18 protein-coding genes and 1 pseudogene are annotated in these 20,148 nt (G+C 64.0%); 8 read left to right on the forward strand and 11 right to left on the reverse strand.

Annotation, left to right across the window (positions count from 1 at the left end; all coding sequences use genetic code 11):
- Positions 1 to 37 precede the first annotated feature (37 nt).
- Positions 38 to 1,483 (reverse strand): homospermidine synthase, encoded by a 1,446-nt coding sequence (locus tag EB233_RS10075; protein ID WP_064988981.1) that lies wholly within the window; start codon positions 1,481 to 1,483, stop codon positions 38 to 40.
- Positions 1,484 to 1,672: 189 nt separating this feature from the next.
- Positions 1,673 to 2,420: pseudogene (locus EB233_RS10080) on the reverse strand (SDR family NAD(P)-dependent oxidoreductase).
- Positions 2,421 to 2,527: 107 nt separating this feature from the next.
- Here EB233_RS10080 and EB233_RS10085 point away from each other — a divergent pair.
- Positions 2,528 to 3,406, forward strand: coding sequence for a LysR family transcriptional regulator (locus EB233_RS10085; protein WP_064988980.1), 879 nt, complete (start codon positions 2,528 to 2,530; stop codon positions 3,404 to 3,406).
- Positions 3,407 to 3,411: 5 nt separating this feature from the next.
- Here the strand turns inward: EB233_RS10085 and EB233_RS10090 are convergent, their stop codons facing one another.
- From EB233_RS10090 to EB233_RS10115, 6 genes are all read right to left on the reverse strand, one after another.
- On the reverse strand, positions 3,412 to 4,344 hold the full coding sequence (locus EB233_RS10090) for a heme-dependent oxidative N-demethylase family protein (protein ID WP_064988979.1): 933 nt from the start codon (positions 4,342 to 4,344) through the stop codon (positions 3,412 to 3,414).
- On the reverse strand, positions 4,341 to 4,628 hold the full coding sequence (locus tag EB233_RS10095) for a YciI family protein (RefSeq protein ID WP_064988978.1): 288 nt from the start codon (positions 4,626 to 4,628) through the stop codon (positions 4,341 to 4,343). The genes EB233_RS10090 and EB233_RS10095 overlap by 4 nt, the downstream gene beginning before the upstream one ends.
- 13 nt (positions 4,629 to 4,641) lie before the next feature.
- Entirely contained in the window at positions 4,642 to 5,301 is a 660-nt protein-coding gene (locus tag EB233_RS10100) for an aminotransferase class IV family protein (protein WP_064989008.1), read from the reverse strand.
- A gap of 111 nt (positions 5,302 to 5,412) precedes the next feature.
- Positions 5,413 to 6,573, reverse strand: coding sequence for an aminodeoxychorismate synthase component I (locus EB233_RS10105; RefSeq protein ID WP_425487734.1), 1,161 nt, complete (start codon positions 6,571 to 6,573; stop codon positions 5,413 to 5,415).
- A gap of 204 nt (positions 6,574 to 6,777) precedes the next feature.
- A complete protein-coding gene (locus EB233_RS10110) occupies positions 6,778 to 7,527 on the reverse strand; it encodes an NADH dehydrogenase (protein WP_064988976.1) in 750 nt (249 codons plus the stop codon).
- Positions 7,528 to 7,888: 361 nt separating this feature from the next.
- Complete coding sequence (locus EB233_RS10115; protein WP_064988975.1) at positions 7,889 to 9,727, reverse strand: M3 family oligoendopeptidase; 1,839 nt, start codon at positions 9,725 to 9,727, stop codon at positions 7,889 to 7,891.
- Between the two features lie 172 nt (positions 9,728 to 9,899).
- On the opposite strand from EB233_RS10115, the gene EB233_RS10120 reads away from it, so the two are divergent.
- The 3 genes from EB233_RS10120 (at position 9,900) to EB233_RS10130 (ending at position 14,031) form a co-directional block, all read left to right on the forward strand.
- Positions 9,900 to 11,417 (forward strand): sigma-54-dependent transcriptional regulator, encoded by a 1,518-nt coding sequence (locus tag EB233_RS10120; protein ID WP_064989007.1) that lies wholly within the window; start codon positions 9,900 to 9,902, stop codon positions 11,415 to 11,417.
- A 373-nt stretch (positions 11,418 to 11,790) separates the two neighbouring features.
- Positions 11,791 to 13,653 carry a peptidoglycan L,D-endopeptidase MepK gene (locus EB233_RS10125; RefSeq protein ID WP_064988974.1) on the forward strand — a complete coding sequence of 621 codons (1,863 nt, stop codon included), beginning with the start codon at positions 11,791 to 11,793 and terminating at the stop codon, positions 13,651 to 13,653.
- A 183-nt stretch (positions 13,654 to 13,836) separates the two neighbouring features.
- Positions 13,837 to 14,031 (forward strand): hypothetical protein, encoded by a 195-nt coding sequence (locus tag EB233_RS10130; protein ID WP_064988973.1) that lies wholly within the window; start codon positions 13,837 to 13,839, stop codon positions 14,029 to 14,031.
- A 227-nt stretch (positions 14,032 to 14,258) separates the two neighbouring features.
- Here EB233_RS10130 and EB233_RS10135 read toward each other — a convergent pair whose 3' ends face one another.
- The gene (locus EB233_RS10135; RefSeq protein ID WP_064988972.1) at positions 14,259 to 15,152 is read right to left on the reverse strand and encodes an AraC family transcriptional regulator; all 894 of its coding nucleotides are present in this window, start codon (positions 15,150 to 15,152) and stop codon (positions 14,259 to 14,261) included.
- 129 nt (positions 15,153 to 15,281) lie between these two features.
- Between EB233_RS10135 and EB233_RS10140 the strand changes: the two genes are divergently transcribed.
- Positions 15,282 to 16,031, forward strand: a complete 750-nt coding sequence (locus tag EB233_RS10140) for an SDR family NAD(P)-dependent oxidoreductase (RefSeq protein ID WP_064989006.1) — start codon at positions 15,282 to 15,284, stop codon at positions 16,029 to 16,031.
- 11 nt (positions 16,032 to 16,042) lie between these two features.
- Here EB233_RS10140 and EB233_RS10145 read toward each other — a convergent pair whose 3' ends face one another.
- The gene (locus tag EB233_RS10145; RefSeq protein ID WP_064988971.1) at positions 16,043 to 16,681 is read right to left on the reverse strand and encodes a 2-dehydro-3-deoxy-phosphogluconate aldolase; all 639 of its coding nucleotides are present in this window, start codon (positions 16,679 to 16,681) and stop codon (positions 16,043 to 16,045) included.
- Positions 16,682 to 16,881: 200 nt separating this feature from the next.
- On the opposite strand from EB233_RS10145, the gene trhO reads away from it, so the two are divergent.
- The 3 genes from trhO (at position 16,882) to EB233_RS10160 (ending at position 19,727) form a co-directional block, all read left to right on the forward strand.
- A complete protein-coding gene (trhO, locus tag EB233_RS10150) occupies positions 16,882 to 17,811 on the forward strand; it encodes an oxygen-dependent tRNA uridine(34) hydroxylase TrhO (protein WP_027056775.1) in 930 nt (309 codons plus the stop codon).
- Positions 17,812 to 17,934: 123 nt separating this feature from the next.
- Positions 17,935 to 18,675 carry a tellurite resistance TerB family protein gene (locus EB233_RS10155; RefSeq protein ID WP_027056776.1) on the forward strand — a complete coding sequence of 247 codons (741 nt, stop codon included), beginning with the start codon at positions 17,935 to 17,937 and terminating at the stop codon, positions 18,673 to 18,675.
- Between the two features lie 296 nt (positions 18,676 to 18,971).
- The gene (locus EB233_RS10160) at positions 18,972 to 19,727 is read left to right on the forward strand and encodes an SDR family oxidoreductase (RefSeq protein ID WP_027056777.1); all 756 of its coding nucleotides are present in this window, start codon (positions 18,972 to 18,974) and stop codon (positions 19,725 to 19,727) included.
- A 33-nt stretch (positions 19,728 to 19,760) separates the two neighbouring features.
- On the opposite strand, the gene EB233_RS10165 is transcribed toward EB233_RS10160, so the two are convergent.
- A complete protein-coding gene (locus EB233_RS10165; protein WP_064988970.1) occupies positions 19,761 to 20,135 on the reverse strand; it encodes a YciI family protein in 375 nt (124 codons plus the stop codon).
- Positions 20,136 to 20,148: the final 13 nt, after the last annotated feature.

Genomic DNA, 20,148 nt, shown 5'->3' on the forward strand with positions numbered 1-20,148 from the left:
GGCGATTGCAAGGCAATGGCATATGGTGCGCGCGATGCTATCGGACGAGGATGTTGCGGAATTGCCACGGATCGCTGCGATCGAGGTCCTCGGGGAAGAGCCCCGGGCGCCTGTCGAGCGGCGTCCAGTCGGTGTAGTGTCCTTCGACCGGTCCGAGATAGGGCGACTGAACTTCCAGGCAGCGCTTGTAGTCCATCTCGTCGGCTTCAACGATGCCGGCATCCGGATTTTCGAGCGCCCAGACCATGCCGGCCAGAACCGCCGAGGTCACCTGCAGGCCGGTGGCGTTCTGATAGGGCGCCAGCTTGCGCGCCTCGGCGAGCGAGAGGTGCGAGCCGTACCAGTAAGCATTCTTGTCGTGGCCGTACAGCAGGACCCCGAGCTCGTCGACACCGTCGACCAGTTCGTTCTCGTCAAGCACGTGGTGCACCGGCTGCGGCTTGCCGGCGGCGCCGAACATCTCGTCCAGCGACAGCATCGCGTCGTTGCAGGGATGGTAGGCGTAGTGGCAGGTGGGGCGGTACTGAACCTTGCCCTTCTTGGAGCGCACGGTAAAGAAATCGGCGATCGAGATCGCCTCATTATGCGTCACCAGCAAACCGTATTGCGGACCTGGCGTCGGGCACCATGAGCGCACGCGCGTGTTGGCGCCGGGCTGTTCCAGATAGATCGCGGCCTTGGAGCCGTGCTTGTGCTTCTTGCCGTTCTTGGGCATCCATTTCTCATGCGTACCCCAGCCGAGCTCGGCCGGCTGCAGCCCCTCGGAGATGAAGCCCTCGACGGACCAGGTGTTCCAGAACACATCCATCGGCTTCGGCTTCTTGGTGCGCTGGGTGTCGCGCTCGGCGATATGGATGCCCTTGACGCCGGCCTTTTTCATCAGCTTGGCCCAGCCCTCGCGGTCCTCTTGCGCAGGCTCCGAGAACTCGAGGCCGAGATCGGTGGCGAGGTTGACCAGCCCCTGCTTGACGAACCATGAAACCATGCCGGGATTGGCCCCGCAGGTGGAGACGGCCGTCGCGCCGCCGGGCTTGTCGTGCTTTTCCTTGATCAGCGCTTCGCGCAGCGCATAGTTGGTGCGGCTGGCATTGTCGGCCTTGGCGTCGAAATAGAAGCCGAGCCAAGGCTCGACGACGGTGTCGATATAGAGCACGCCAAGCTTGCGGCAGAGCCGCATCAGGTCGACCGAGCCGGTATCGACCGACAGATTGACGCAAAAGCCCTGGCCGCCGCCATTGCTCAGCAGCGGCGTCAAGAGCTTCTTGTAGTTCTTCTCGGTGACTGCTTCCTGGACGAAGGCGATGCCGCGCTCGTCGAGCAGCTTGCGGTCGGTGTCGCGAGGGTCGAGGACCGTCATGCGCGACTTGTCGAACTTGAAATGGCGTTCGATGAGCGGCAGCGTTCCCCGTCCGATCGAGCCGAAGCCGATCATCACCACGGGGCCGGTGATCTCACCGTAAACGGGCCAGTTTTCATTCGCCATTTTATCGAGCACTCCTTCAGACAACGCTTTGCCGCGGCAGCTTGGCCGCCGCGCGACAAACCATAGATCATTGTCACAATAAAGGGAAAAGCAGCGAAAACGCTTCGGCTGCCCGCTGTCGGAGGAGCTAGCTGAGGCCATCGGGCAGGCCGGGGCCTGCCCGATGGCGAATGTTGAGCCGGCGTTGTATCAGCGAGCGCCGCCGGATGCGCTGATGCGTTCGCCGGTCAGCCAGGCTGCCTCATCCGAGGCGAGGAAGGCCACGCTCGGGGCAATGTCCTCGGGCTTGCCGAAGCGCTGGCCAAGCGGGACGCCGGCAATCAGCATATTGCCGAAATCGGTGCCAACCATGCCCTCGGTCATTTCCGTGTGGGTATAGCCGGGCGCCACGATGTTGATCCGGATGTTGCGGGACCCAAGCTCTCTCGACAGGCTGAGCGTCAGCGTGTCGATTGCCGCCTTGCTCGCGGAATAGAGGCTGGTGTTCGGTACCGGGTTCCAACTGCTGATCGTGCCGATGTTCACGATGCTGCCGCCGCTCTCGGGAAAGTGCCGTATCGCCGCCTTGATCATCAGGATAGTGCCCAGCACGTTGGTATCGAACAATCGGCGATAGTCGGCCTCGCTCGCTTCCTCGAAGGCGCCGAAGACAGCCGTGGCGGCATTGTTGACCAGAATGCTTGGCTTGCCGAACGCGATCCTTGCAGCCTCGAACAACTTTTCGACATCCGCGGCCTCGGCCACGTCGCCCTGAACCGCGGTCGCCTTGCGGCCGCTGGCGACTATCTCCTTCACCGTGCGTTCGGCGGCCTCATGGCTGGTGGCGTAGCTGACGACGACGGCGGCGCCTTCCGCCGCCAGTCGTCTGGCGATGCCTGCACCGATGGCCGCGCGCGGCGCCGGTGACTATGGCGACCTTGTTGGTGAGCTTGCCCATTTGTTTCTCCGAATGGCTGGAAGGATTTGACAATCGGGCAATTGGCTATTCCGGAATCGCTCAAGTAGGGCAACAATTGCCATATAACTAATTCCAGGGAGGAATAAATGGACCGGCTGGCAGCGATGAGCACCTTCATACGGGTCGTCGAAACTGGTTCGTTCTCGGCCGCCGCGCGGCATTTGCGCGTCGGGCAGCCCGCAGTCTCGAAGGCGATCGCGCAGCTTGAGGAAAGGCTGGGCGTGCGTCTGCTGTCGCGTACCACCCGAGGTCTGTCGCCGACCGACGCCGGCGTGGGTTTCTACGAAGGTGCAAAGCGCGCGGTCGACGAAGCGGACGAAGCCGAAAACACGGCAAGGGGGGCGTCGGCGGCGCTCACCGGTCTGTTGCGCATCGGCACATCCGTGACTTTCGGCCGCCTGCATGTCGTGCCCCGGCTGAAGACCTTCCTGGACGCTCATCCGAAACTCAACGTCGAGGTGGCGATGGACGACAGGAATGTCGACCTCGTCGAGGAAGGGGTGGATGTCATGCTGCGTCTGGGTGAAAGCTTCGCCCCCGCCCAGATCGGGCGCAAGATCGCCACCTGCCGTCGTCTCGTGATTGCGGCACCCTCCTACCTCGCACGCGAGGGCGAACCCATCGCACCGGATGAGCTGTCGCGGCACGAGGCGATCCTTTTCGTCCGAGCAGGCACTTCCAACCGCTGGACGTTCCAGCGGGGCGCCGAAGAGGTTTCGCTTGCCGGCCAGGGACGGCTGCGCGTGACTTCCGCCGAAGGGATACGTGAGGCAGTACTTGCCGGCATCGGCTTCACGGTCGGCTCCGAATGGATGTTCGAGGAGGAATTGCGCAGCGGTGTGGTGCGGCCGATCCTGGTCGACTGGGCGCTGCCGCCTGTCGAACTGTGGGCGCTGTTTCCGGCCGGACGCAAGGCCAGCGCCAGGGCAAGGACATTCGTCGATTTCCTGGCGGGCAGCCTATAGGCGCTTCAGCCGGCCATTGTCTTCAATCGTTCGATCAGCCGGTCGCGATCCGATGTCAGGCCCTTGTAGTCGAGCTGGTCGAGATCGAGCGCTTCCAATTGAGCGGCAAAAGACATGGCAAGCGTCGCGCGGTCGGGGTGGCGCGCCAGCACGGCGAGCGGGTCGAGATGGATGCGGATGGTGAACAGGATGTCGCGCGAGGACGGCAGCTTGCGCAGAGTCTGGCGCTCGACACGGATGAAGGCGTGCGCCTCGACGTCACCGTCGGGAAACCGCGACGGACGGTTGGTGGCGCGGTCGATGCGCTCGACGTTGGACAGGGGATGATAGAGCGCATTGTCGGCCTGGATCGACCAGTTGAAGCGTTCTACCGCCTGGCCCTGCAGGCCATCGAACATGCGGTTGATCAAGGCGGCGGGACGCGTGCCCGGTCCGAAGCCCGGCACGGGCTCGTGGATCTGCTGCAGCGGCTTGCCGAATTTCTCGGTGAGCGACCAGGATGAGGGAAAGCACAGCGAACCGGCAGCGAGCCGCCAGCCGCTGTCGTCGCGGCGCATCAGGATCAGGTCTTCCTGGACCAGCAACGAGGCCGCGACCAGCGGCGCGTCGGCGAGACCCGCAGGCAAGGCAGGATGGCTCGCGGCCCCCACCACCTCGATGCCTGCGTCGGTGCGGCGGTGGGTGTGCGCAAACCGCTCCGGCAGAAACGCGCCGAGCAAGTCGAGTACTTCCTGCTGGGCGTCGCGCGTGCCGGCCTCCTCGACGAAGACCCGCTCCGGGATTTCGCCGTAGAGTCGGCGCTTCTCGGCCAGATAGGGCAGCAGATGGCCGTCGACCTCGATCCAGTTTGCGGGGTCAAGCGGCTTCAGCCCGATATTGAACAGCTTCGACGAGCCGTCATAGGGGGTGTGGGTGGGCAGGGTCTCGACCAAGTTCATGCTTCCTTGAAAGCTTCGAGACCGGGGCCGGTCATCCTGGCCAGGAATTCAGTGACCTCGTAGTCCGCGGCACCTGCCCTGGCGAAGGGGTCGGCGGCCAGCCGGGCGTCTAGGATGTCGCGCGGACATTGCGCGATGATGATGCCGCCGGTCCGCGGCTTCTTCGGCCCGGACGCAACAAAGACGCCCTCCGCATAGCAGGCCTTCAGCCATTCGACATGTGCCGCCTGCAGTTGGTCGATCTCGGTCAATGGCACCTTGTAATTCAGCGAAACGACGAACATGGTGTACTCCCGATCACACCAGCCTTGCGGGAATGAGGCCGCGCAGCGAATTGCCGACAAAGAGCGCCTTGGCCGACTTCAGCTCGTCGTAGCTATAGATCGCCTCCCGCGCCCGGCCTTCATCCAGAAGCTCGGCGCGCAATACGCCAGGCAGCAGGCCGCAGTCGAGACGGGGCGTTGCCAGCACGCCGTCGCCGAAATCGGCGAAGACATTGGTGATGGTGCCTTCGCAGATTTCGCCGCGCTCATTGGCCAGGATCACCTCGTCGGCCTGGGTGACGAGATATTCGGAACGGGCATGGGTGTAGAGTTGCCGCCAGCTGGTCTTGTGGCGCAGCAGCGTGTTGTGCGAATCGAGCCTCGTTCGCGCCAACCGCAGCATCCAGACCTTGTCGGCGGCGAGCGGTTCGTAGGGTTGCGCCGAGGCGGTGGCTGCGCCGTCGCGCGCCAAAGCGAGCCGCGCGCGCATGGCGTTTCGGGAGCCGTCGAGGGCGTCGCTCAGCACTTCGGCGATCCTTTGCGGGTCGCAGGCAAAGCCGAGTTCAGCCGCCGAGCTGTAAAGGCGTGCAAGGTGGCGATCGAAGCGCAGGAAGCCCGGACCGGGCTCCCAGCGCATGGTCTCGATCAGCTCGAAACTAGTGTCGTGATTTCGAAGTTCGTCTGAATTTGACATCACGCTCTCATCGAATTTCGAAATCAAGAACGACACTAGGACTCATTAGTTTGCCAGTGTCCTTTCGATTCTGAAATTCGCTCTGCCCCCTGTATCAAACGAATACGAATTTCAGAATCGGGACACTGGCGGCGTCCCCGTCGCGAAGCGGGCTTTGAGCAGACACTCCTGATACTCCTCCTCAGGTGTCGAATCGAAGACGATGCCGCCGCCGACATTGTAGACGGCCTCGCCACTGGCAAAGAGGGAGATGGTGCGGATCGCCACGGAAAAGCGCATCGTGCCGCCGGGCGCGATCCAGCCTATGGCGCCGCAATAGACGTCGCGCGGCGTGCCTTCCAGATCGTGCAGGATCTCCATCGCGCGGATTTTGGGCGCGCCGGTGATCGAGCCACAAGGAAAGAGCGCTGCAAAGATCTGCCGGATCGACAGTCCCGGCAGCAGCTTCGCCCTGACGTCGCTCACCATCTGGTGGACCGTCGGGTAGCTCTCGATGCGAAACAGTTCCGGCACCTCCAGCGTGCCGACCTCGCTGATCAACGAGATATCGTTGCGCAGGAGGTCGACGATCATCCGGTTCTCGGCCTGGTTCTTCTCGTCATTGCGCAGGAAGTTCTTCTGCCGCTCGTCCTCGTCCCTGGTCGCGCCGCGCGGGGCGGTGCCCTTCATCGGATGCGTCTCGATCATCCCAGCGGCATCGATCTCGAAGAACAGTTCGGGCGAGCGCGACAGTACGATTGGATCGCCAAGGGCGACCAGCGCGCCATATTTCACCGGCTGGCGTTCGGTCAGCGCATCGAAGGAGGCAAGCGGATCGCCCGACCATTGTGCCCGCACCGGAAAGGTCAGGTTACCCTGGTAGCAATCGCCCTGCCTGATGTGCTGGTGCAGCCGCGAGAAGCGTTTCTCGTAGTCCTCGAACGACCAGTCTGCCCTTGCGTCGAAGATCGGGCCATTGGTCGCGGCTGCGTCGCGCGGCTGCACGGGCTCGTCGACCGGAGCATCGAAGACACCGAGACAGACCAGAGGAGCGCGGCGCCGACCCGGCAGCAAGGGAACGAGTTTCGGTTCCAGCAGATAACCGGCCTCGTAGGAGAAATAGCCGGCTAGCCACTTGCCGGCGTCGTGGGCGGCCTGCGCTGCTTCCAATGCCGCAGGAAAGTCCTTTGCCGCATGCGCGACGATGATGTCGGCCGGCCGGTCGAAAACGAGCTGGCGCGCGCTTTCGTCGTTGCGGAAAATGGCGGCGGGCAGGGACATGGGAACCGGGATCGATGAAGCCGTCGACCGCTCTATATGGGGGGCCGGCCGCATGCAATCGAGGGAACGGCACCTTGCCCCTCAAAGCCGACCTTTTGGGCCGACCTTTTGGGCCGCCTTCCGGGTCAACCTTTGGGCCGACCTGCGCGGGCGCTGCCGGCAAAAACCAACCGGCGGACCTTCTGGCACCGCCGGCTTGATGATCTGCCCTTCCGCTCAGGTGTTGCTGGCGGTTCCGGCTGTCGGAAACTGCTTGGCGAATTCCTTCTCGTCGCCGGCGGCAAGCAGCTTGGCCTGGTCGATCCAGCGTTCGCGCGCGATGCGGCCGTCGAAATTCATCACATCCTCGATCCGCTTAATGTCGGCTGCGGTCCACGCGGCGATCTGGGCGAAAGTGGTGACGCCTTGCGCCTTGAGCAGCTTCTCGTTGACCGGGCCGATGCCGATCAGCCGGCGCAGATTGTCGGGCTGGGCCGTTGCTGGCTTGGCCGCCGTCGGTTTGGCCGCCGGCGGCGCAGCCTTCTTGGCGGCTGCCGGCTTGGGCGCGGCCGAGCTCTTTGCCGCCGAGGCAGTGGAGGCCGCAGGTTTGCTCGCGGGTTTGGCGGCGGCGGCTTTCGCCGGCGCGGCCTTCGCGGCTGGTTTGGCAGGAGCAGGCTTGGCCGCCGCCGGAGCGGATTTGGCCGCGGTCGGCGTCGACATCAACGCTGCCGGCGGCTGGCCGGCGGCCTTTGCCGCGCTGGCTCCCGCATCGCGCAACTGGCGCTCGAGATCGGCGCGGGTCTTGCCGCATGCATTGAGTTCGCCGGTGAGGCGGTCGCTGTCGGCACGCAGCCTGTCGCGCTCGCCGCGGGTGCGGTCGAGGTCGCCGCGCAGGCTGTCGAGCTCGCCACGCAGGCGACCCCAGATGAACCAACCGACCAACACGCCTACCAGGAACGCCAGGACCACGTAGAAAAAAGTGCCCATTGTCTCTCTCCAGTCAGATCCGTCTGCCGTGGGTCATGACCTTCGGCGATGGACTACTCGATGATGGTTCCGCTGATGCACGGAACTGCCGGCTTCGGTTCGAGCCGTCGGCGCTCGGCTTTGCTTGCCTATGGCCAACGACCGTTGTCGCGTTCGCCTGAGCGTCACGGCCGGCCGAGATTTTCCCTCGCCGATCCGCATGCGCTCCGGCTGAGCTTGCAGCGAAGGCTATCATAGGGCTTGTGGAAAGCTATGGGAAAAACTTCCGCCTAGAGTTGTTCTAGAACAAATATTTAGCGCAAGAATAGTTCGATCCCAACATGCATTCCGGCTAAACTGTTCTGTTCATTCGAGAGGTGTCTCAGCTGTCGAGGGATTCCAGTTCGTCGATCAGGCCACCGATGACGCCGAGCCCGATCTGCCAGAAGGCGGGATCGGTGGCGTCGAGACCGAAGGGCGCCAGCAGCTGCGAATGATGCTTGGTGCCGCCGGCGCGCAACATCTCGAAATACTTGTCCTGAAAACCGCGCTCGGCGTTCTGATAGACGGCATAGAGCGAGTTCACCAGGCAGTCGCCGAACGCATAGGCGTAGACATAGAAGGGCGAGTGGATGAAGTGCGGGATGTAGGTCCAGAACACTTCGTAGCCGTCACGCAGCTTGATCGCGGGGCCGAGGCTTTCGGCCTGCACTTCCAGCCAGAACTGGCCGAGCCGGTCGGATGTCAGTTCGCCGTTGCGGCGCTCGGCATGCACCTTGCGCTCGAATTCGTAGAAGGCGATCTGGCGCACGACCGTGTTGATCATGTCCTCGACCTTCTGGGCGAGCATGGCCTTGCGCTCGCGCCGGTCGGTCGTCTGCTCGAGCAGCGAACGGAACGTCAGCATCTCGCCGAAGACGGACGCCGTCTCGGCCAGCGTCAGCGGCGTCGACGCCATCAGCGCGCCCTGGCCGGCGGCCAGCACCTGATGGACGCCGTGGCCGAGCTCGTGCGCCAGCGTCATCACGTCGCGCGGTTTGCCCATGTAATTGAGCAGCACATAGGGATGCGCCGACGGCACGGTCGGATGGGCGAACGCGCCGGGCGACTTGCCCGGGCGAACCGGGGCGTCGATCCACTTGCGGTCGAAGAAGGTGCGCGCGATCTCGGCCATCTCCGGCGAGAAGCGCTGATAGGCGGAGAGCACGGTGTTCCTGGCCTCGTCCCAGCCGATCACCGCCTGGGGGGTCTCGGGCAGCGGCGCATTGCGGTCCCAGTGGTTCATCACCTCCATGCCGAGCCACCGGGCCTTCATCGCGTAGTAGCGATGCGACAGGCGTGGATAGGCCTCGCGCACCGCGGTGGCCAGCGCATCGACCACGCCGCGCTCGACACGGTTGGCGAGATGGCGTGAATCGGCGATGTCCTCGAAGCCGCGCCAACGGTCGGAAATTTCCTTGTCCTTGGCCAGAGTGTTGGTGATCAGGGTAAAGGTGCGCAAATTCTTGCGGAAGGTCGCGGCCAGCGCCTCGGAGGCGCGCCGGCGCACCTCGCCATCGGCATCCTGCAGGCGGTTGAGCGCCGGCTCCAGCGTCATGTCCTCGCCATCGACGTCGAAGCGAAGGTCGGTCATCGTCTCGTCGAACAGGCGGTTCCAGGCGCCACGTCCGGTGATCGACTTCTCGTGGAAAAGCTGCTCGACGCGGTCCTCAAGCTGGTAGGGCTTGTCCATGCGCAGGTCGAGGACCCAAGGCCGGTAGTGGCCGAAAGCCGGATCGGCGGCGAGGGCGCTTTCGATCGCGGCGTCATCGATCAGGTTCAGTTCGAGGGCGAAGAACAGCAGATGCGCGCTGGCATCGGTCATCTTCTCCTGGATGTCGCCATAGAGCTTGGCGCGCTGCGGATCGGCGGTGTTGCCGGCATAGACGAGGCCGGCATAGGAGACGATGCGGCCGATCAGTTCCTCAAGTGCCTCGTAGGCGACCAGCGCCTCGCCCAGTCGGCCGGCGTTGCCGCGTCCGGCCTCAGCCGCGAGCGTACCCTTCCAGCGAGTCTCGAAGGCGATTGCGTTGGCGGCGGCTTTGGCGATGTCACGCTTCAGTTCCGGGGCTTCCATGCCGGCATAGAGGTCGGCAAGGTTCCATTCCGGCAGATCGCCAAGCTCGGCCGCGCCCTGACCGGACGCCGGTGCCGCAAGCCGCCGACCAAACATCATGCGCATCGACAATACCTTCTGTGAATTATGGGATCGGAATCAAGCAGCAGAATCAGGGGGAACAGGGAAGCCGGTCAAATCCTAAGGAATTCGTTCACCGGGTTTTTTGAAACCTTATTTAGAACCCTGTGCCAAGATGATCCATGGGGATTTCGGGCGCGGGCAGTTCAAGACAGTCATGACAGGTTCCATACTCATAGTCGATGACGATCCGGTGCAGCGCCGGCTTCTCGAGGCGGCGGTGACGCGGTTCGGCCACACGGCAGTCGTCGTCGATGGCGGTGCCGCCGGCCTCGAAGTGCTCGATGGCCGTGGCGCCCGCGACATCTCGGTGGTGATTCTCGATCTGGTCATGCCCGGTCTTGACGGCATCGGCGTGCTGAAGGCGATGCGCGAACGTGACATCACCGTTCCAGTCATCGTGCAGACCGCGCAGGGCGGCATCGAAACCGTGGTTTCGGCAATGCGCCATGGTGCTTTCGATTTCGTCGTCAAACCGGCTTCGCCCGAAAGATTGCAGTCCTCGATCGCCAACGCGCTCAAGGTCGAAGCGGTCGAAGGCGAGGTCAAGCGCACATCGCGCAAGCGCGGCGGGCTTCTGACCTTCAAGGACATGATCACCCACAGTCCGGCCATGGACAGGGTGATACGCCTCGGACAGAAAGCGGCTGCCTCAAACATCCCGATCCTGATCGAAGGCGAATCCGGTGTCGGCAAGGAATTGGTGGCACGCGCCATCCAGGGCAGCGGCGACCGCCGCTCGAAACCCTTCGTCACCGTCAATTGTGGCGCCATTCCCGACAATCTCGTCGAATCGATCCTGTTCGGCCATGAGAAGGGTTCGTTCACCGGGGCTACCGACAAGCACACCGGCAAGTTCGTCGAAGCGCATTCGGGCACGCTTTTTCTCGACGAGATCGGCGACCTGCCGCTCGACGTGCAGGTCAAGCTGTTGCGGGCGGTGCAGGAGGGCGAGGTCGATCCGGTCGGCGGCCGCTCGACCGTCAAGGTCGACATAAGGCTGATTTCGGCGACGCACCGCAACCTCCTGCAGCAGGTCAAGGACGGCAAATTCCGTGAGGATCTGTTCTACCGCCTCAACGTCTACCCGATCTTCGTGCCGCCGCTGCGCGACCGCCGTGACGACATTGCGCATCTGGTCACGCATTTCATGGAAAAGGTAGCGCCCGCCGACCCGCGCCACCGCCTGCAGGGCATTTCGGCCGCAGCCCTTGCCGTGCTGCAGGCCTATGATTGGCCCGGCAACATCAGGCAGTTGGAAAACGCCGTCTTCCGCGCCTCGGTGCTGTGTGACGGCGACGTGCTCGATGTCGACGATTTTCCCCAGATTCGTGCGCAGGTGGAAGGCACCGTCAACCTCGAAACGGACGATGCGACACCACAGTTTTCATCGCCGCCTGGACTGCTCGACGAGGAGGTGCCGACGGCTGAGCCGGATCGGCCGGCCGTGCTTCAGCCCAGGTTCGGCACACTGCGGGCGCTCGACGAACGCGGCAATGTGCGGGCGCTGGCCGATGTCGAACTCGAGATGATCAAGCTCGCCATCGACCACTACAACGGCCAGATGAGCGAAGTCGCGCGCCGCCTCGGCATCGGCCGTTCGACGCTTTACCGTAAGCTGAAGGAATACGGCATCGACCCGGAAACCGGACGCGTCGATCGCCTCGCGTCCTGAAGCGGACGCAAGGCCCAGACCAGCCTGCAATGCCAGATTTGGCCCTGTATCGGGCGGTTCGGCTGAAATAGGGCGAGGCTGTGGACATGCCTGTTCACGCATTAAGGCTAACGGTAACAGATCGTGTTCGGCCAAAACCGGAATCCTGATCTAAACCAGCGGTTTACCAAGAAATCTTGTGAACAATTTTTGACGGGATATCGCCATGGTGTTACCGCATTTCGGCTTCAATAAGCGATGATTAACCATTAGGATCGATATTCGGATGTGAAAACCGCACGTCCGTTTGGGCAAATCCGGGGACAAACGGCAGCCTGCAAGGCCTTTTGATTTGAACAGAATCGAACGATTCAGAAACGGGCGTCATAATCATTTGAGCGTCTGGCCGAGATGGCTGGCAGCGGTGATCGTCGCTTTTGGTTTTGTTGCCGCGGCCGCCACCGGCGCCCAGGCCGAAGTTCGTTCGCTGAAGCTCTATCACCTCCACACGCACGAAAAGGCCGAGATCGTCTACAAGCGAAACGGCCGCTACATTCCCGAGGGCCTGCGCAAGATCAACATCATCCTGCGCGACTGGCGCCGCAATGAACCGACCAAGATGGATCCGCGCCTGCTCGACCTGGTCTGGGAAGCATATCGCGAAAGCGGCGCCACCGACTATATCCAGGTCGTCTGCGGTTACCGTTCGCCGTCGACCAACTCGATGCTGCGCAGCCGCAGCCGCGGTGTCGCCGAGAAGAGCCAGCATATGCTCGGCAAGGCGATGGATTTCTATATTCCCGGCGTGCCGCTGAAGAAGCTGCGCAATATCGGCCTGAAGATGCAGGGCGGTGGCGTCGGCTACTATCCGACTTCCGGTTCGCCGTTCGTTCACATGGATGTCGGCAATGTGCGCCACTGGCCCGGCATCAGCCGCCAGGAACTGGTCAGCCTGTTTCCCAACGGCAAGACGCTGCATGTGCCGAGCGACGGCCGGCCGTTGCCCGGCTATGAACAGGCGCTGGCCTCCTACAAGTCGCGCAAAGGTTCGGGCACACCCAACATCGAACTGGCCAGCGCCGGCGGCAGCGGCAAGAAGTCCGGCGGATTCCTTTCTGCCCTCTTCGGCGGTGGCGGCGCAGACGAGGCCGACGACAGCGCCGACGTAGAGACCGCTTCGGCTGCTCCGGCGCCCAGGAACCTGAAGCCGGCCGCGACCGCCAAGAGCAGCAACCTGCCGGGTATCGCCATCGTGGCGCCCGAGAACGCGCAGCGCGCCGACATTCCGCAGGTCGCCGACGAACAGGCGCCGGAGCCGGAACAGGATACGCCCGAGACGATCATTGCCGCGCTGCCGGCCAAGGAAATTCCGCTGCCGGATTTCGCACCGCGGCCGAAGGTGGATGTCGGCGCGCAGCCTGAGAATGTTCCCTTCGCCATGGCGGATGCGACGACGACTACTGAACAAGCCGTTGCGACCGCGCAGGCGCCGGCGAACATGCCTTTCGGCAAGTCCGACCCTGCGGCGCTGGCGGCTGCCGCCGCCGCCGATCCGGCGCAGGTTGCGGTCAACAACATCCCCTTGCCGACATGGCGTCCCGAACGCACGCTGCCCGCGGAACTCGCACCGACGCCGCCCAGCAAGGATGTGCTGATGGCGCTGGCGGATACGGCCGAACAGGGCAAGACCGCGACGGATGCGTTCTCGGTGTTGCCGTCGGCGCGGCCGGAGCCGGCCAAGCCCGACGCCGTCAAAGCGGTGCTCGAGGAGGCCAATGCCCAAGTCGGGGCCCAAGTGGGGGCCCAGGTCGGCAATGCCGACGAATACAAGGTCGCGTCGTTGGCTGAAGAGCCGCGCTCGGCCTTCAACGATCCGTCTGGTGTCGATGCCGCATCGCCGCGTCTGGCTGTTGCCGCCCGTCCGGCCGGTTCCGATCCGGCCGCAGCAATTGGCGCCGGCGTGAAGACGACCCGCAAGGAAGCCAGGGCCACCGCCCGCGACCAGAAGCCCGGCCCCAGGGCCATGGTGGTCGCCGCGGCACCGCAGGCGGCCCGTTGGGCACTGACCAGCGGTGAGAACGTCGCCACCGTTTCGAGCGCGACGACGGCGCCGGGCTACGCCTACAATATCGTGCATACGCCGCCGAGCGAGGTCTATACGGCCGGCTTCCAGGCGAGCAACGAGGTGGCCGACGTGAATCGCTTCACCGGCAATGCAGTCAAGTTCATGTCGGTCGCCCGCTTCCAGACGAAGTAACCGGCTGGCCAGAAACGCCAGAAGCCGCGCCGGGCGACCGGCGCGGCTTCTTGCTTTCCGAAGGCGTGATGCATGCGGCGCCTCGATCCCGCAAGATCACGCGCGGCTGAACTTCTCGTGAGGCCGGAACGGCTTGCTGATCACCTGGTTGGTGTGGGTACGTTCAAACCCCCGGGGATATCCATGAAGAACATTCTATTGGCATCGGTCATTGCGCTGGCAACCACTTCGGCGGCCATCGCTCCCTCACAGGCAGAGACCGTTGTCGTCAAGACCCACAACCATATGCATATGATGAAGAAGCACTGCCACACCAGGGTGGTCACGAGTTGGAAGCACCATCACAAGGTGACCAGAGAGGTCAAGGTCTGCAACTGATCGATCAAAGTCGATTTTGAAGGACCGGTCGGCGGAAGCCGGCCGGTTTTTTGTTTGCCGCCTCGCGCGGTTCATGCGTGTTGGCTCCGAGCTGGTGGAAAGTCATCGCGGGCTTTCCAAGATCGCTTCGTGATTGCCCGTTTGATGGAACCGCCGGACCGGATCTGTTTCGGATGGTTTCAGATGTTCCAGGCGGGCAACGGTTTCACCCTTCTCCAGGATCTAGGTTAGTCTATTTCCAGCGTCGCTGTTTCGCCCCTGGCCAAAAGCCGTGCGGCGTCGCGCGCCGGCGGCAGCCCGAAATGGCGCGCATATTCGCGGCTGAACTGGGAGGCGCTCTCATAGCCGACGGCAAAGGCGACACGCGTGGCGTTGCCCGGCTCCGCGATCAGCAGATGACGCGCCTCCAGCAGACGGACCTGCTTCTGATACTGGATCGGGCTCATCGCCGTCGCCGCCTTGAAGTGGCGATGGAACGAAGCGTTGCTCATATGCGCGAGCGCGGCCAGCTCCGTCACGTCGACTGGCTCGTTGTAGTGCGATCGTATCCAGGCGGTGGCGCGGCGGATCTGTGCCAGGCGGCCGTCAGCGCGTGCGAGTTCGCGCAGCTTCGCCCCTTGCGGGCCTTGCAGCAGGCGGAATGCGATCTCGCGTTCGAGCATGGGCGCGAGCACCGGAATCTCGGCTGGCCGATCGAGCAGCCGCAGCATCCGGCGCCATGCATCGAGCAGTTCGTCATCGGCCCGGTTGGTCACGAAGCTGTCGCCATCGACCGCCTGCTTGTGGTCGATGAGCAGGCTGGCGATCAGCCCGATATCGAGGGCGAAGGCGATGGCCACATAGGGGCGGGCGCTGCTCGCTTCGATCAACTGGCTGGTGGCGGGTGTCTCCACCGCATAGACGAAATAGCTGCCGGCGCCATAGCCAAGCGTGCGGTCGCCGATCAGCACGGCCTTCGTCCCCTGCAGCACGAGCAATACCGTCGGTTGGCAAAGCTCGGGCAGCGGCGGGGTCGCAACCTCGCTGCGGCCAATGGTGACACGCGGGATGGCTGTCTTGGTGCGTCGCCCATGCGCATGGCGCCCAGCGATTGCGATCAATTCCTGCAAGATTTCTTCCATGTCTTCAGCATTGCCGATCCATGCGGGCCGCGCAACCGGTTGAGAGGATTAGGCAAGAGTGCGCGAGTATCCGGCGTGCGAAATTGGCGGGCGCACGTCATTTCTGGGTTCACAGAAGGAGACATGGAAATGACGACGCAAATGAATGCGCTGGTTACCGGCGCCAACAAGGGCATCGGCCTCGAGACGGTTCGCCGGCTGGGGGGCACGGGCCTCAAGGCCTGGCTCGGCGCCCGCGATGCCGGGCGCGGGGAGGCCGCGGCAAAGGCGCTGCGTGACGACGGGCTCGATGTCGAATGGCTCGAACTCGACGTCTCCAGCGACGACAGTGTAGCGGCCGCGGCCAGAACCTTGACGGCGCGGGTCTCCAGCCTCGACGTGCTGGTCAACAATGCCGGCATCGCGCCCGGCTATGTCGACGCGCTCGGTCCCAACGGCCGTTACGAACGGCCGCCAAGCCGCGAGGATGTCGCTGATATGAAGGCCACCTATGACGTCAACGTCTTCGGCCCGGTTCGCGTCACCCAAGCCTTCCTGCCGCTGCTCCTGGCATCGCCCGCCGCCCGAATCGTAATGGTCAGCAGCTATCTCGGTTCGATCGCGCGCGCCGCCGGCAACGGCCAGTCGCCCAATGTCATGGGTTATGGCAGCTCCAAAACAGCGCTCAATGCCATCACGGTGGCCTTCGCCAAGGAGCTTTCTTCGCGCGGCATCATGGTCAACGCCGCCGCTCCCGGCTACACCGCGACCGATCTCAATGCGAACAAGGGCGGCCGTACGGTCCAGCAGGCGGCCGGGATCATCGTGCAGCTGGCGACGCTGGAGGCCGGCGGCCCCACCGGTGGCTATTTCGATGAGAACGGTTCGTTGCCCTGGTGAATGGTCACCGGCTATTTCTTGAGCTGGCTGGCGGCGCGTGCGAGCGCTTCGATTTCGTCCCACTTGCCGGCCTTCACCATGTCGTCGGGTGCGACCCAGGAGCCGCCGACGCAGATGACATTGGGCAAGCTGAGGTACTCGGCGGCGTTCTTGCCGGTGATGCCGCCCGTCGGGCAGAATTTGACATCGGCGAGCGGCGAGGCGAAGGCCTTCAGCGAAGCGATGCCACCAGACTGCTCGGCTGGGAAGAATTTCAGGAAGCGCAGGCCCGCCTCGCGCGCGGCCATGATCTCGCCCGGCGTGATCGCGCCGGGCAGCAATGGAACCTCGCTGTCGGCGGCGGCCGCCAGAAGCTCGCGCGTGATGCCGGGGCTGACGATGAAGCGCGAGCCGGCGCTGGCTGCCGCGTCGAACTGCCTGCTGTCGAGGATGGTGCCGGCGCCGACGATGGCCTCCTCGACTTCGGCCGCAACCCGCCGGATCGCTTCCAGCGCATCCGCGGTTCGCAGCGTGATCTCGATCGCCGGCAGGCCACCGCGTGCCAGGGCACGGGCCAATGGCACCGCGTTGGCGACATCATTGATCTTCAGCACCGGTATGACCCGCTGGCCGTTGAGGAGCGACAGGAGTTTTTCGGTCTTGCTTGGCATCTGTCTCTCCATCTCAAGGTGATTTCAACCGATTAGCAGACGGGTGTTGGCCTGTCCACGAAACCGGTCGCGTCGCGATGTCACGCACCATCGCACAGCTTACCGGCTCTTGTCCGACACCGCCATGACAGGTACCGAAGACAAGCCGCCGAGCCGTTTCGCCTTGAATCGGCTTTTACGAGCGTCTAGTTGCTCTGGCAATGACACCGTCCGCACCATCCCAGCCTGTCCGCGTCGCCGCGCTCTACAAGTTTGCCCGGCTCGACGCCTTCGAGACGCTGCGCGCGCCGCTCGCGGCCTTCTGCTGCGGGCGCGGCATCAAGGGCACGCTGCTTCTGGCGCATGAAGGCATCAACGGCACCGTCGCCGGCAGCGAAGCGGCGATCGCCGAGCTCATCTGTCATATCGAAACCGTCGACGGGCTGGCGGGCCTCGAGGTCAAGTACAGCAGAGCCGTGGAAATGCCGTTCCACCGCATGAAGGTGCGGCTGAAGCGCGAGATCGTCACCATGGGCGTCGAGACGATCGACCCGGCGACCAGTGCCGGCACCTATGTCGTGCCCGCCGATTGGAACGCGCTGATTTCCGAGCCCGACACGATCGTCATCGACACGCGCAACGCCTACGAGGTGTCGATCGGCACCTTCAAGGGTGCGGTCGATCCGGCGACCGCGAGTTTTCGCGAGTTTCCGGCCTGGGTGGAGGCGCATCGGGCGGAACTCGAGGGGCGCAAGGTGGCGATGTTCTGTACCGGCGGCATACGCTGCGAAAAGGCCACCGCCTATGTCAAGTCGCTCGGCTTCGAGGACGTGTTCCACCTCAAGGGCGGCATCCTCAAATATCTCGAAGAGGTTCCGGCCGAAGAGAGCCTGTGGCAAGGCGAGTGCTTCGTCTTCGACGAACGGGTTTCGGTGTCGCACGGCCTCGCCGAGGGCGATGCCGAGCTTTGCCGCGCCTGCCGCCATCCGCTGACGGCAGGCGAGCTCGCGTCGCCAAAATATGCCGCCGGTGTCTCTTGCCCGCATTGCTTCGACGCCCGTAGCGACGAGGACCGCCAGCGCTATGCAGAGCGCCAGCGGCAGGTCGAGCTGGCGCAAGCGCGCGGCAAGGGGCCGCATATCGGGTCGTGACCCCCCGGGGCATCGGAGCCCCCGGCAAAGCGGCCGCCTGTCATTGCAATGTCAAGCTTCGGGACCTACGTCTTCGGCGTTCGAAACCTGCCCGTTCGGCCGGGCAAAAGCTGGAGGCACTGAATGTTCGATCCCAAGAAGCTTCTCGACGATCTCCTCGGCTCGCAAATTCCCGGCACCAGCGGCACCGTCCGCGACAAGGCGGGACAGGCCGTGCAGATGGCCAAGGATAACCCACTGGCCGCCGGTGCCCTGGCGGCGGTGCTGCTTGGGACCGGTGCCGGCCGCGAAGTGACCGGTGCGGCGGTGAAACTCGGTGGCCTGGCAGCGATCGGCGGCCTCGCCTACAAGGCCTATCAGAACTACAAGGCCGGCAACGCGCCGGAGCAGACGCCTGCCGCCGGCGAGCCGGAATTGCTGCCGCCCCCCAGGGACACCGCCTTCCATCCCTCGCAGGCGCCGCAAGGCGAGGACGAATTCACGCTGACCCTGGTGCGGGCGATGATCTCGGCGGCCAAGGCCGACGGCCATGTCGACGACGAGGAGCGCAAGAAGATCGCCGGCAAGCTTAGCCTTTCGGGGATCGGCTCCGATGCCGAGAAATTCCTGATGGCGGAACTGGAGAGCCCGCTCGACCTCGACACGCTGGTGGCGGGCGCCCACACTGACGCGCAGAAGCTTGAACTCTATACGGCATCGCGCCTCACCATCGATCCCGACACGCGCGCCGAGCGCGGCTATCTCGACCTGCTCGCCGGCCGGCTTGGCCTGCCGGACGCGCTGGTCGACCATGTCGAGGCGACGGTTTCGGCGGCCAAGGTTCCGGCAGCAAAGGCAGGGACTTCGCCCAATCCGCGCTGGTAGGCCAAATCGGCACAGGCGGCCCTTTCCGGCGTTAACCTTTCGTTAACTCAGGAAGCGCATGATTCTACACAGTCGGATCGGCTTTCCTCCTCCCAAGCCCGGTTCAGATCAGGGCGGTCGCCAATGACCGCCCTTTTTGTCGGCCCTTGCAAGGCTCCTTCAAAAACCGGCTCCCACTTTTCGACGGCATGCGCCGGCGGCTGCGCTTGCCATCGCTACCGCCATTTGCGATGCCTTCTTCCCGAGCCAGATCCCGAAGATACGTTAGGCACGCGCGGCGCGGCCGGAGGATAGATATGACCGAGCAAAGAACCGCCATCGTCACCGGCGCCGGCACGGGCATCGGCAAGAGCGTCGCCACGGCATTGCTCAAGGAAGGCTGGAACACGGTATTCTGCGGCCGCCGCAAATCCGTGCTGGATGCCGCCGTCGCCGAGGCCGGACCGACCGAGGCCAAAGCACTGGCGGTTGCCTGCGACATCAGCAAGGCCGGCGAGGTCGACGACCTGTTCGAGACGGTGGCGGAAGCCTTTGGCCGCGTCGACCTGCTCTTCAACAATGCCGGCATGGGTTACAAGTCGACGCCGATCGACGAGATCCCGGTCGAGGTGTGGAACGATATCGTCGGCGTCAATCTCACCGGTTCGTTCCTGTGCGCCCGCGCCGCGTTCGGCGCCATGCGCAAGCAGCGTCCGATGGGCGGTCGCATCATCAACAATGGCTCGGTATCGGCCTATGCGCCACGCCCGGGCTCGGTGCCCTATACGGCGACCAAGCATGCCATTACCGGGCTGACCAAGACGCTGGCGCTCGACGGTCGTCCCTACGACATCGCCTGCGGCCAGATCGATATCGGCAACGCGCTGACCGACATGGCGCAGCCGATGACCGTCGGCGTGCCGCAGGCCAACGGCTCGATATCAGCTGAAGCGGTGATGGATGTGCAGCGCGTCGCCGATGCCGTCGTCCACATGGCCAGCCTGCCGCTCGACGCCAATGTGCTGTTCATGACGGTGATGGCGACCAAGATGCCGTTCGTGGGACGCGGGTGAGCGGCGGACGCTGGCCGCGCTTTCGCCGCCGGCTCATTTGCCGGCCAGCGGCACGCCCGGCTTGAATAGCACAATAGGCCTGATCTCGTAGACCGCGGTCGGATTGACGCGGCGAAGGTCGCGGGCGATCGCGATAGCCTCGTCCCGCTTGGCGCAGTCGACGACATAGAGGCCGAGCAACTGTTCCTTGGTCTCGGCGAAAGGGCCGTCGATGATCGTGCCGTCGCCAGGGCCGCGTAGCGTGCAGGCGTCCGCGGTCGCCCCCAGACGCGCCGACGGTCCAAGCGTGCCTTCCTCATGAAGCCGGGTGTTGATCCTAAGCAGGTCGGCCATCAACGCCGCATCTTCCTGCGGCGTCATCGCCTGGATCACACCTTCCACGTGATAGGCAAGGATTGCATAAAACATCCGGCGTCCCCGT

Origin of the sequence: Mesorhizobium erdmanii, from assembly GCF_013170725.1 — a bacterium.
GTDB lineage: Bacteria > Pseudomonadota > Alphaproteobacteria > Rhizobiales > Rhizobiaceae > Mesorhizobium > Mesorhizobium erdmanii.